General features: G+C 70.9%; 11 protein-coding genes. 6 read left to right on the forward strand and 5 right to left on the reverse strand.

Annotated elements, in window-relative coordinates; genetic code table 11:
• Positions 1 to 252 precede the first annotated feature (252 nt).
• Together AB8O64_RS22365 and AB8O64_RS22370 are read right to left on the reverse strand one after the other, a co-directional pair.
• Entirely contained in the window at positions 253 to 2316 is a 2064-nt protein-coding gene (locus AB8O64_RS22365; protein WP_370420951.1) for a glycosyltransferase, read from the reverse strand.
• A gap of 127 nt (positions 2317 to 2443) precedes the next feature.
• Positions 2444 to 4129 carry a glycoside hydrolase family 20 protein gene (locus AB8O64_RS22370; RefSeq protein ID WP_370420953.1) on the reverse strand — a complete coding sequence of 562 codons (1686 nt, stop codon included), beginning with the start codon at positions 4127 to 4129 and terminating at the stop codon, positions 2444 to 2446.
• Positions 4130 to 4313: 184 nt separating this feature from the next.
• Between AB8O64_RS22370 and AB8O64_RS22375 the strand changes: the two genes are divergently transcribed.
• The 5 genes from AB8O64_RS22375 (at position 4314) to AB8O64_RS22395 (ending at position 8717) form a co-directional block, all read left to right on the forward strand.
• Positions 4314 to 5024: a 2-oxo-4-hydroxy-4-carboxy-5-ureidoimidazoline decarboxylase gene (locus AB8O64_RS22375; protein WP_370420954.1), complete on the forward strand. Its 711-nt coding sequence runs from the start codon at positions 4314 to 4316 to the stop codon at positions 5022 to 5024.
• A gap of 287 nt (positions 5025 to 5311) precedes the next feature.
• Positions 5312 to 5692, forward strand: coding sequence for a succinate dehydrogenase, cytochrome b556 subunit (gene sdhC / locus AB8O64_RS22380; RefSeq protein ID WP_356453446.1), 381 nt, complete (start codon positions 5312 to 5314; stop codon positions 5690 to 5692).
• 6 nt (positions 5693 to 5698) lie between these two features.
• Entirely contained in the window at positions 5699 to 6175 is a 477-nt protein-coding gene (locus tag AB8O64_RS22385; protein ID WP_184733302.1) for a succinate dehydrogenase hydrophobic membrane anchor subunit, read from the forward strand.
• Between the two features lie 20 nt (positions 6176 to 6195).
• Complete coding sequence (sdhA, locus tag AB8O64_RS22390) at positions 6196 to 7950, forward strand: succinate dehydrogenase flavoprotein subunit (RefSeq protein ID WP_370420956.1); 1755 nt, start codon at positions 6196 to 6198, stop codon at positions 7948 to 7950.
• Positions 7950 to 8717 carry a succinate dehydrogenase iron-sulfur subunit gene (locus AB8O64_RS22395; RefSeq protein ID WP_356453444.1) on the forward strand — a complete coding sequence of 256 codons (768 nt, stop codon included), beginning with the start codon at positions 7950 to 7952 and terminating at the stop codon, positions 8715 to 8717. Before sdhA ends, AB8O64_RS22395 begins: the two co-directional genes overlap by 1 nt.
• A 137-nt stretch (positions 8718 to 8854) precedes the next feature.
• On the opposite strand, the gene AB8O64_RS22400 is transcribed toward AB8O64_RS22395, so the two are convergent.
• Positions 8855 to 9205, reverse strand: coding sequence for a MerR family transcriptional regulator (locus AB8O64_RS22400; protein ID WP_370420957.1), 351 nt, complete (start codon positions 9203 to 9205; stop codon positions 8855 to 8857).
• A 62-nt stretch (positions 9206 to 9267) separates the two neighbouring features.
• On the opposite strand from AB8O64_RS22400, the gene AB8O64_RS22405 reads away from it, so the two are divergent.
• Complete coding sequence (locus AB8O64_RS22405) at positions 9268 to 10059, forward strand: alpha/beta fold hydrolase (RefSeq protein WP_370420958.1); 792 nt, start codon at positions 9268 to 9270, stop codon at positions 10057 to 10059.
• 28 nt (positions 10060 to 10087) lie between these two features.
• Here the strand turns inward: AB8O64_RS22405 and AB8O64_RS22410 are convergent, their stop codons facing one another.
• Positions 10088 to 11650 carry an ABC transporter substrate-binding protein gene (locus AB8O64_RS22410; RefSeq protein ID WP_370420960.1) on the reverse strand — a complete coding sequence of 521 codons (1563 nt, stop codon included), beginning with the start codon at positions 11648 to 11650 and terminating at the stop codon, positions 10088 to 10090.
• Between the two features lie 102 nt (positions 11651 to 11752).
• A complete protein-coding gene (locus tag AB8O64_RS22415) occupies positions 11753 to 12031 on the reverse strand; it encodes an SCO4848 family membrane protein (protein WP_229822222.1) in 279 nt (92 codons plus the stop codon).
• Between the last annotated feature and the right edge of the window lie 85 nt (positions 12032 to 12116).

The raw sequence follows: 12116 nt of genomic DNA on the forward strand, positions 1-12116 counted from the left end.
ACCGGGAAAAGGCAGTGACGATCGCGCCCACCAGGCGCGGAAAAGGGCACGTTACGGGCTGGGGCCCGGCCGCGTCCACACCGCCCCCCGCCTCCTGGGCGCGAGCGATTCCACCGGCGGGTGTGACGAAATCGCGGGTCGTGGCGCTGTAGGAAGTGCGGGCCACTCCATGGTTCGCACCGGACGGCGGCCGGAGCCTCTCCTGTGGGGGGTGGCGGCTCCGGCCGTCCTCCGTCCGGAGCCGCCCCCGCGCTATTCGGCCGCTTCGTCGGTGACGTCCTTGACGGTGATCGTCAGGTCGTTGGTCACCGTGAAGTACGGGCGCAGCCGCACCCCTCCCGCCGCGCCGCGGGTCGCCGCCGGGAAGGTGTCGATGCCCTTGCGGTCCGCGAAGTCCCCGCCGATCCGGCCGACGCGCACCAGCGCGGCCCCCGCCGCCGGGCGCACCCACAGGTCCCACAGATCCTGCTCGGCACCGCGCCGCGTCTCCATCGGCCCGTACGGCAGACGGCCCGTGCCGCCCGTGAGCGGCGCGCGCACATCCCCCACCGAACCGTCGCCGCCGCGCAGCCGGGCGACGAGCTCGGCGCCCTCGCCGAACGCCGTGCCGTATGCGGCGAGGGTGAGCGTGACGCCGTCCTCGCCGACCCGCACCTCGGTGACCTCGGCGTGCTCGGGGCGCAGCCAGGTGCGCACGGCGAGGAAGCCGTCGCTCGTCTCGTACGGGACGCGCGCCGCGACGCCGTCCGCCGTCGCCGCCAGCGGCAGCGTCAGCAGCGCCTTCTGCTCGACGAGCCCGGCGGCCAACCGGCGGCGGGACTTCTCGCCCGGCCGCTCGACGTAGCTGTCCCAGCGGCCCTCGGGCATGGGCGCGCACGCGAAGCGGGCCTCGGCCCAGCCGCCCGGCTCCCGGCGGCCGGTCAGCTCGGCGCGCACGCTCTCCTTGCCCTTGGTGCCGCGGTGCCGGAGCAGCACATGGGTGTCGGCGGCGGTGAGCTGCTCGGCGCGCAGCCGGACGGTCAGGGTGCCGTCGGCCTCGACGGCGCAGCGGGCCACGGGGTGGGCGATGTCGGCCTGCGGCGCGGGGGCCGGGGCGGCCTTGGGGCGTCCGCCGCCGAAGAGACCGCGCAGCAGCCCCTTCTTCTTCTCGGCCGTCGAGCCCGGGCGCAGCTCCTCGAAGAGCTCCTCGTAGCGCTGGGCGATCCGCGAGGGCTCGTAGCGGTGGGCGGTCTCGCGCGCGGCGGCGCCCAGACGGCGGCGCTGCTCGGCGTCGCCGGTGAGCTTCAGCAGGGCGTCGGCGTAGGCGTCGACGGCGTCCGCGTCGTCGAGCGGGACGAGCACGCCGTCGGTGCCGTCGGTGAGGATCTCGCGCGGACCGTAGGGGCAGTCGGTGGCGATGACGGGCAGACCCGCGTGCATGGCCTCGACGATGGTCATCCCGAAGGACTCGGCGTCGGAGGCGACGGCGGCCACGGAACCCTTGGACCACTCGGTCTCGATGGGCGAGCGGGCGCCCATGAGCGTGATCCGCTCGTACAGGCCCAGCTCCTCGATCTGCTTGCGCAGCTTGGCCTTGGCGGGGCCGCGGCCGTAGATCCGCAGATTCCACTCGGGGCGCTCGGCGGCGATCTTCGCGAAGGCGGCGATGAGCCGGTCGTAGCGCTTGACGCCCACGAGGCGGCCGGCCGAGACGATCGTGTTCGAGTCGCCGGTGGAGGGCTCGGCGGCCGGGGCGGGCACGGCGTTGGGGATGGAGAGGATCTTCGAGTGGGCGCCGGGGAGGGCGTCCCGGTAGTGCCCGGCGTCGGCCTCGGAGACGGTGGCGAAGGCGTCCAGCGCGGCGATCGCCGGGTCCATCACGGCGTGCAGCTCGGGCACGTGCGCCTCGTGGGTCAGATGCTCCTGGCCCAGGCGCAGATAGCGGTCGCTGCCGTACTTCGCGAGATAGCCGATGAGCTTGGGCCGGGTGGCGATGACGACGTCGGCGTCGGTGGCGGCGAGGTGGGCGGCGACGCGCTCGTCGGTGAGGGCGGTCGCGGCCATCCGGCCGTTGTCGATGCGCTCGTCACGGAAGATCTCGCTCGGCAGCTGGTTCCGCGGGGCCGCGTACTCGTCGCCCTCGGTGCCTTCGCGCAGGTCCACGAGGGGGGTCAGGCGCACCCGTGGGTCGATGGCCAGCTCTGGGTCGTCCACGGGGCGGTTGACGCTGACGATCCGCACCTCGTGCCGGTCCGCGAGGGCGGCGGCGAGGTTGACGGTCGAGCGGATCGTGCCGCCGATCCCGTACGCGTTGTGAAGCAGGAATTCGATCTTCATCGGGCCCTCGTTCAGATGCGCGGGCGCGCGTGCGCGCACTCCGCCGTGGAGAGTACGCGGGCATCCCGAATCTGTCCTTCCGTATCCGTGCGACGAAGGGACGGCCCACGTGGTTCACCCCCGGAGGCTAAGCCCCCGGCGCCCGGACACGCCCGGCGAGTGCCGAGAAGTCCCTCCAGGGCAGGGTCGGCGGGCGCGGGTCCCACAGCCGCTGGGCGAGCGCGGCCAGCGGCAGCCGGATGCCGTTCGCCACCTGCTGCGGGGTCTGCGCGCCCGCCCGGTCGCACCAGACGGCGAGCCGGCCGCCGAGGATCCGCGAGGGCCCGGCGAGGTTCGCCGGTACGGCGGTCGTACCGCGCAGCACCGCCGGGGACCACTGCTCGTAGATCCGCTCACCCGTGGGGTAGCGGAACTCATTGGGCTCGCCGAGGACGTAATAGAGGTACTCGTCGTTGAGATTGACCACCGGCCGGCCCTCGTTCAGATACTCCAGCGGCTCGCGGGCCCCCAGCTCCTTGCCGGTCCAGTACTCGACCTCGATGTCCTTGTCGGCGGTGACCACACCGCCGCGGAAGAAGCCGTCGTTCCAGGCCTTGGCCTTCTTGCCCAGGCCGCGCAGCACGGCGGCCCGGTCGTTGAGCCAGCCGGTGGCCAGGTCCTGGACGCGGCCCTGGGGGCCGTACTTCGCCCGCGCCTGCTGGGCCAGGCCGGGATAGGAGGCCTGAGGGTCCTTCGCGAGCAGCGCGCGGTACTCGTCGGCCCCCAGGTGCCAGTACGGGCCGGGGAAGAGGGGCGCGTACTCGCGCAGCAGATCGTCCACGATGCGCGCGGCCTCGGGCTTGGTGACGTCGACCGCGCCCTCGGCGGGCGACCCGGACCGGTTGCGCAGCTCCAGGGCGGGGTGGGCGTCCGTCACCGCGCCCAGGTGGCCGGGGGAGTCCAGCTCGGGGACGACGGTGATGTGCAGCTCACCGGCGAGCGCGACGATCCGGCGGACCTCGGCCTTGGTGAGGTGCTGCGCGGAGACGACCTCGGGGTGGGAGTCGCTCGCGATGCGGAAGCCCTGGTCGTCGGAGAAGTGCAGCCCCAGCATGTTGAGCTTGAGGTCGGCCATCTCGCGCAGCCGGGCCTCGATCCACGCGGCGGGGAAGTGCTTGCGCGCGGTGTCGAGGTTGAGGCCGCGCTGCGGCCGGTCGGGGCTGTCGCGCACGACGCCCTCGGGGACCCCGCCGCCGGAGCGCACGGCCTGGACGACGGTCCGGGTGCCGTAGAAGACGCCCGCCTGGTCCGCACCGGTGATCAGGACCTTGCGGCCACGGGTGGTCAGCTCGTACCCCTCGGAGCCACCGCTCTGGCCCGGGCGCAGGGCCAGCTCGACGTCGCCCGGGCGGGCGGGGCCGCCGGCCGAGGTGAGCCCCAGGTCCTGGGCGAGCCGGCGCCCCTCGTCGGCGAGCGGGCCGCCGGGGTCGGTGACGACCCGGGCGCCGGAGGTGGGCCGCCAGCCGGGGCCGCTGCCCGCGGTGAAGGACCGCACGGAGGGAATGGTGCGCGGGGGCCCGGCCGGGACGGCGGCGAAGGCCGGGGCGGAGGAGGTCGCGGCGGCGGAGGTGCCGGGGGAGCTCGCCGCGCTCGCCGGGGAGCGGGAGTCGAGCCTGGTCGGGACGTCCTTGGCACCGTCGCCGTTCCCCGGGCAGCCCACGAGGCTCAGGGTGGCGACGAGCGAGAGGCTCGCCACGAGTCCCCGCGCGATCGGAGTGCGGGCGATCGGGGTGCGGATGAGCTGAGCGCGGGTGATCCTGCCAGGTAGTCCCATGGAGCAAATCTCCTATTTGGTGCGACTCTGGGGCGAAGGTATTGCCCTTTGCCCCTCCCGGCGTCGACTACGCGCCCGAAACCCCTCTCGTCCGAATGAAATTCGCGCATCCGTCGGACAGTGGCTGAGATGCATCGTTACCGTGGCGTAAACCTTGACGTCGTGACGTCTCGGGTTGGCGTCGATGACGTCTCAGCTTGGCGTCCCGGCCGTCGCTCCCGCCGCAGTTCGTCACTCCCGCCCCGTACTGCCCGGTCCTGCCGCTTTCTGCCCCCCTTTCTCGTTTCTCGTTACTCCTCTTCGCCGCCTCCCGCCAGCCCTCTGCGAGGAGCTCACGCTGCACGACGACCTCGACCGCTTCGATCGGATTGATCGGCTCGACGGGCTCGACCGGCTCAACGCCGCGGACGAGGCCGAGGCCGAGGCCGCCCTCCTCGCCTGTTGCGGCAGCCGCCGCTGGGCCAGGCGGGTCGCGGCCCACCGCCCCTACCCCGGACCGGACGCCCTGCTGGCCGCCGCCGACGCCGCGGGCCGCGCCCTCGGCCGCGCCGACCTCTCCGAGGCCTTCGCCGCGGAGGCCGCCGCGGCGTTCACCCCCTCGCAGGCGCGCGCCGCCGGGGCGTTACGAGCCGCGCACGCCGCCTACGAGCGCAGATTCGGCCACGTTTTCGTGATCTGTCTGGACGGCTGCCGCCCCGAGGAGGCCCTCGGCCGGCTGCTTTCGGCCCTGGCCGCCCGTCTCGCCGGCACCCTCCACGAGGAGCACGCCACCGCCGCCGGGGAACTGCGCCGCATCGCCCGCGGCCGCCTCACCCGACTGGCCGAAGGCACCCTCGCGCCGGGCCGCGGCGGACCGGCCCGGGAACTGCGGGAGCGTCAGGGGAGTCGGCGGTGACGTTTTGGTCGCAAGATCGGACTCGTATGAGCGGAAGACGGAAGTCGCATCTATCCTGACAAAAGCCCCACCCGTATCGGACACGCTGGGACGGACCGGACGCCTCGACGAGGCATCGGCCCCCCGGTAGCTAGGCCGTACGTGCCTGTTTGATCACACCTGACATACCCCGCGAGACCGAACCGACAAGGCGTCGCTACGATGGCCAGGGCCGGTGGACCGTACCCGGCCGGGCCCGCTGACAGTGAAGCCGGCAGGCCCCAATCCCCGCTCCCGGAGGGTTTTCCGTGCCGGCTGGAACGCTGTACCGCGGCCGGGAAGGCATGTGGTCCTGGGTGGCTCATCGAGTCACCGGCGTCCTCATTTTCTTCTTCCTGTTCGTGCACGTCCTCGACACCGCGCTCGTCCGTGTCTCTCCCGAGGCATACGACGACGTCGTCGCGACGTACAAGACACCGATCGTCGCCGTGATGGAATACGGCCTCGTCGCCGCCATCCTCTTCCACGCGCTCAACGGCCTCCGCGTCGTCGCCGTGGACTTCTGGTCCAAGGGCCCGAAGTACCAGAAGCAGATGCTCTGGTCCGTCATGGCCATCTGGATCGTGCTGATGGCCGGGGCTGTCTACCCCGTCCTCGGGCACGCCGCACGCGAACTGTTCGGGAGCTGACGCCTGATGTCCGCTGACACCTCTTCCGCGGTCGATCCCGTCGAGGGCGTGAGCCTGTACGACGTGGACAATCCGGCGCCGGTCATCGAGCCGCCCCGCAAGCGCACCAAGAAGACCCCGAAGTCGACCCGCACCAACTTCGAGCTGTACGGCTGGCTGTTCATGCGGCTGTCCGGCGTCGTGCTGGTCGTCCTGGTCCTGGGCCACCTGCTGATCCAGCTCGTCCTCGACGGCGGCGTCAGCAAGGTCGGCTTCGCCTTCGTGGCCGGCCGCTGGGCCTCGCCGTTCTGGCAGGGCTGGGACCTGCTCATGCTGTGGCTGGCCATGCTGCACGGCGCCAACGGCCTGCGCACGGTCATCAACGACTACGCGGAGCGGCCCAAGACCCGCTTCTGGCTGAAGAACCTGCTGTACGCGGCCACGGTGTTCACCGTCCTGCTGGGCACGCTGGTGATCTTCACCTTCGACCCGAACATCCGCTAGAGCCCGGGGCTGACGCGACCATGAAGATCCACAAGTACGACACCGTCATCGTCGGCGCCGGTGGCGCCGGCATGCGCGCGGCCATCGAGTCGACCAAGCGCAGCCGCACCGCGGTCCTGACGAAGCTCTACCCGACCCGCTCCCACACGGGTGCCGCGCAGGGCGGCATGGCCGCCGCGCTGGCCAACGTGGAAGAGGACAACTGGGAGTGGCACACCTTCGACACGATCAAGGGCGGCGACTACCTGGTCGACCAGGACGCCGCCGAGATCCTGGCGAAGGAGGCCATCGACGCGGTCCTCGACCTGGAGAAGATGGGCCTGCCGTTCAACCGCACCCCGGACGGCACCATCGACCAGCGCCGCTTCGGCGGTCACAGCCGTAACCACGGCGAGGCCCCGGTCCGCCGGTCCTGCTACGCCGCGGACCGCACCGGCCACATGATCCTCCAGACGCTGTACCAGAACTGCGTCAAGGAGGGCGTGGAGTTCTTCAACGAGTTCTACGTCCTCGACCAGCTGATCACCGAGGTCGACGGCGTCAAGAAGTCGGCCGGCGTGGTGGCCTACGAGCTCGCCACCGGCGAGATCCACGTCTTCCAGGCGAAGGCCGTCATCTACGCCTCCGGCGGCACCGGCAAGTTCTTCAAGGTGACCTCCAACGCCCACACCCTGACCGGTGACGGCCAGGCCGCCTGCTACCGCCGCGGTCTGCCCCTGGAGGACATGGAGTTCTTCCAGTTCCACCCGACGGGCATCTGGCGCATGGGCATCCTGCTGACGGAGGGCGCCCGCGGTGAGGGCGGCATCCTCCGCAACAAGGACGGCGAGCGCTTCATGGAGAAGTACGCGCCCGTCATGAAGGACCTCGCCTCGCGAGACGTCGTCTCGCGCTCCATCTACACGGAGATCCGCGAGGGCCGTGGCTGCGGTCCCGACGGCGACCACGTCTACCTCGACCTCACCCACCTGCCGCCGGAGCAGCTCGACGCCAAGCTCCCGGACATCACCGAGTTCGCGCGCACGTACCTCGGCATCGAGCCCTACACGGACCCGATCCCGATCCAGCCCACCGCGCACTACGCCATGGGCGGCATCCCGACCAACGTCGCGGGTGAGGTGCTGGCCGACAACGACACCGTCGTCCCCGGCCTGTACGCCGCCGGCGAGGTCGCCTGTGTCTCCGTGCACGGCGCCAACCGCCTCGGCACCAACTCGCTGCTGGACATCAACGTCTTCGGCAAGCGGGCGGGCATCGCGGCCGCCGAGTACGCCGCGAAGGCCGACTACGTCGAGCTGCCGGACAACCCGGCGCAGCTCGTCGCGGACCAGGTCGAGCGGCTGCGCAACTCCACCGGCAACGAGCGGGTCGCCGAGCTCCGCAAGGAGCTGCAGGAGACCATGGACGCCAACGTGATGGTGTTCCGCACCGAGCAGACCATCAAGACGGCCGTCGAGAAGATCGCCGAGCTGCGCGAGCGGTACCTGAACGTCTCCGTCCAGGACAAGGGCAAGCGGTTCAACACCGACCTGCTGGAGGCCATCGAGCTGGGCAACCTGCTCGACCTGGCCGAGGTCATGGCCGTGTCCGCGCTGGCGCGCAAGGAGTCCCGCGGCGGTCACTACCGCGAGGACTTCCCCAACCGCGACGACGTCAACTTCATGCGGCACACCATGGCGTACCGCGAGGTCGACGCGGACGGCAAGGACTCGATCCGCCTCGACTACAAGCCGGTCGTCCAGACCCGCTACCAGCCGATGGAGCGTAAGTACTGATGAGCACCCCGACGCTCGAGAAGAGCGCGGCCTCGGCCGAGTCCGAGGCCCCCGCGCACCTGATCACGGTCACCTTCCGGATCCGCCGGTTCAACCCGGAGATCTCCGACCAGGCGACCTGGCAGGACTTCCAGCTGGAGATCGACCCCAAGGAGCGGGTCCTCGACGGTCTCCACAAGATCAAGTGGGACCACGACGGCACGCTGACGTTCCGGCGTTCCTGCGCGCACGGCATCTGCGGCTCCGACGCGATGCGCATCAACGGCAAGAACCGCCTGGCGTGCAAGACCCTGATCAAGGACATCAACCCCGCCAAGCCGATCACCGTCGAGCCGATAAAGGGCCTCACGGTCCTGAAGGACCTCGTGGTCGACATGGAGCCGTTCTTCCAGGCGTACCGCGACGTCATGCCGTTCCTCATCACCAAGGGGAACGAGCCGACGCGTGAGCGCCTGCAGACGGCGGAGGACCGCGAGCGGTTCGACGACACCACCAAGTGCATCCTGTGCGCCGCGTGCACGTCGTCCTGCCCGGTGTTCTGGAACGACGGCCAGTACTTCGGCCCGGCGGCCATCGTCAACGCCCACCGCTTCATCTTCGACTCGCGTGACGAGGCCGGCGAGCAGCGGCTGGAGATCCTGAACGACAAGGACGGCGTCTGGCGCTGCCGCACGACGTTCAACTGCACGGACGCCTGCCCGCGTGGCATCGAGGTCACGAAGGCGATCCAGGAAGTCAAGCGCGCGCTGATCACGCGTCGTTTCTGACCCCTGGTCGGGTCTGTACGCCCGAGGGCCCCGCTTCCGTCGATACGACGGGGGCGGGGCCCTCGGGCATTCCCGGGACGGGCTGCAATTTCAGCCCGTCCGGCGACCCCGGGCCGGGGTCCGGGGCGGAGCCCCGGTTACTCCGGCCGCATGGCCGACGTCACTCCCTGCAGCGCCTCGCGCTTACGCAGGAGCTCCTCCAACTGTTCCTCCACGCGGGACAGCTGCCCGTCCAGCACCTGGACGGAGTGCTCGCAGGCGAGCAGGCCCGGCCCGCCCTGTGTGCAGGGCAGCAGGTCCCGGATGGCCTCCGTCGTCAGACCGCCCGCGAGGAGCTCACGGACGCGGGTCACCCGCTCGACCGCGTCGGGCCCGTAGCGCCGGTAGTCGTTGGAGTCCCGCTCGGAGACGAGCAGGCCCTGGCCCTCGTAATAGCGCAGCAGCCGGGGGCTCACCCCGGTACGCCGTGACAGTTCACCGATCCGCATCGCGCGACTACCCCCACCCGCGTTTGACCTTGACACTGATGTCATACGGCAACCTCTCGCCCATGACACAGACACAGATTCTCACGCCCCTCGCCACCACCGTCCACGGCTCCGGCCCCGGCCTCCTGCTCGCGCACGGCGCGGGAGGCAGCATCGAGGGCAACTACCTGCCGATCATCCCGGCCCTCGCCGAGCGGCACACCGTGGTGGCCCCCGACTACCCCGGCTCCGGCGGTACGCCCCGCGCCACCGAGCCGCTGACCCTCGACGGACTCGCCGACGCCGTGGTCGCCTCCGCCACCGAGGCGGGCCTGGAGACGTTCACCCTGGTCGGCTACTCGCTGGGCACCCTGGTGTCCGTGCGGGCGGCGGCCCGGTACCCGGAGCGGGTGCGCGGGCTCGTTCTGACGGCCGGTACGGCCAAGGCCGACAACCGGCTGCTGGCCTCCCTGGACATCTGGCGGAAGCTGCTGGCCGACGGGGACCGGGAGACGTTCGCCCGCTTCGTCGCCCTCAGCGGCTTCGGTGAGCCGTTCTTCAACGCCGTGCCCACCGAGCAGCGCGACTCCTTCTACGGAATGCTCGCCGCCGGCGTCCCGGACGGTGCCGCCGACCAGGCGGGCGTCGTGCAGACCGCCGACACCACGGGGGACCTCGCCGGGATCTCCGTCCCCACCCTCGTCATCGCCACCACCCTGGACACGCTGGTCTCGCCCGCCAACTCCCGGGTGCTCGCGGAGCGGATCCCCGGCGCCGAGTACGCCGAGATCGAGACGGGGCACGTCCCCATGGCCGAGCGGCCCGAGGAGTGGCAGAAGCTGATCACGAGCTTCCTGGACAAGCACGGCCTGTGACAGGCGCTCTGACGGCCGATCAGGTGCGTCAGATGCGTCCCAGCTGCCACAGCCGCCAGGTGCCCGTGCCGTCCGAGAGGTACTGCGTGCCGGAGATGGTGGAGTCGCTGAGGGCGTAGTCCTTCTTCTGCCACAGCGGCAGGAGGGGCACGTCCTCGGCGACGATCTTCTGGATGTCCCGGAAGGTGCCCGCGACCCGGCCGCGCTGCTCGTTCCGCTGGCCCGCCTCGATCAGCCGGTCGACGCGGGGGCTGGAGTAGCCCGAGTGCAGGGCATTGCCCGCACCGACCAGGGGGCTGGTGAAGGTGTCCGGGTCGGGGAAGTCGGCGACCCAGCTGACGCAGTAGGCGTCGTACGCCCCACGGGCATAGCCCTTCTGGAACTCCGCCCACCCCACGCGCCGGGTGGTCACCTCGAACAGTCCGCTCGCCTCCAGCTGCTTCTTCAGCAGCTTCGCCTCCTGGTCCGTGGCGGCGCCCTGCGAATAGGCGAGGTCGAAGCGGACGGGGACCCGGATCCCGGCCTCCCGCAGCAACTGCCGGGCCTTGGCCGCGTCGGGCCGGGGATAGCGGTCGTAGAAGGACGTGGTGTGGCCCGTGAGGCCCGTGGGGACGAGGGAGTACAGCGGCTCGACCGTCCGGCGGTGGACATCACGGGCGAGGGCCTCGCGGTTGACGACCGAGGCGACGGCCCGGCGCACCGCGACGTCCTTCACGGGTGAGCCGTCCCGCAGATTGAAGACCAGATTCCGGGTGCTGGCCGCGGCGGACTCCATGACCTTCACGTCCGAGTCGGCGGGGGAGAGCGCCGCGATGTCCGTCGGCGGCATCGAGCGGGTGGCGACATCGATGGACCGCCGCTGCCACGCCTGGCTCATCCGCTCCGAATCGGCGAAGTAGCGCACGACCACCGGGGAGCCCTTGCGCTTCATGCCGCCCCGGTACTGCTCGGCGGGGGCCAGCTCGGCGCTCGCCCCCGGCCGGTACTTCTTGAGGACGTACGGGCCCGAGCCATCCACCTCGTCACCCGTGCGGAGCCGGTCCGCGGGGTAGCGGGTGCTGTCGACGATCGCCCCGCCGCCCGTGGCTATCTTGAACGGGAAGGTGGCGTCCGGCACCTTCAGCCGGAAGGTCACCCGGTCGTCGCCCGACGTCTCGACCGACCGGAGGGTCTCCAGCAGCGACCGGGGACCCTGGTCCGACTTGATGCGCAGGATGCGGTCGAAGGAGAACTTCACGTCCTTCGCGGTCAGCCCCCGCCCGTTCGAGAACTTCAGCCCGGGCCGCAGCACACACTCGTACGTGCGTAACTGGTCCTTGAAGTCGCAGCGCTCCGCCGCGTCCGGCACCGGGGAGCTGGAGCCCGCCGCGAAGGTCAACAGTGACTGATACACGTTGCTGTACAGCGCCCATGAGCCCGCGTCGTATGCTCCCGCCGGGTCCAGCGAGCTGACCGTGTCGGTCGTGCCGACCGAGATCGGCTCCTGTTTCTTCGTCTCCGGCGACAGGAGCGAGCAGCCTCCGACGCCGACCGCCAGCAATAAAACGCCCACCGCACTCGATGTAGCCGTCCGAACCCGGACCCCGCGCACCCCGTGCCCCCTCCGCCCAGTGATGCGCATCACCTAAACACACGAACGGACGTACGTCCCGGGAATCGGCCAAGTGATCGCCAAGTGTGCCCGGGCGGTCGGCTATGAGCTGCGCCGCAACGCCCTGACACCACGCAACCCGATGACCCCGACAGCCGTCCCCAGAAGAAACGAGGTGATCGCGAGCAGCAGATGGACCCAGAAGTACGCGGTCGGATCGCCCGCGTCGTCAAAGGCGAGCCCGCTGCCGTCCTTCCAGAGGTTCTTGACGAAAGTGATCCAGATGAACCAGCTCCACACCCCGAAGGCGAGCAGGAACCAGGCCACGGGGCGCGAGAGGGTGAAACCCGCGCGGGGGGAGTCCTCGGAAGAGTTCGGCATGGGTTTCAGTATGCGTTCGGCCCCGCGCACTGGTCCTATCGGGTCCACGCCGGGGGCACGCGCCGGTGAGGCGCCCTCCTGTGGG

This window comes from Streptomyces sp. QH1-20, assembly GCF_041283565.1.
Taxonomy (GTDB): Bacteria; Actinomycetota; Actinomycetes; order Streptomycetales; family Streptomycetaceae; genus Streptomyces; species Streptomyces syringius.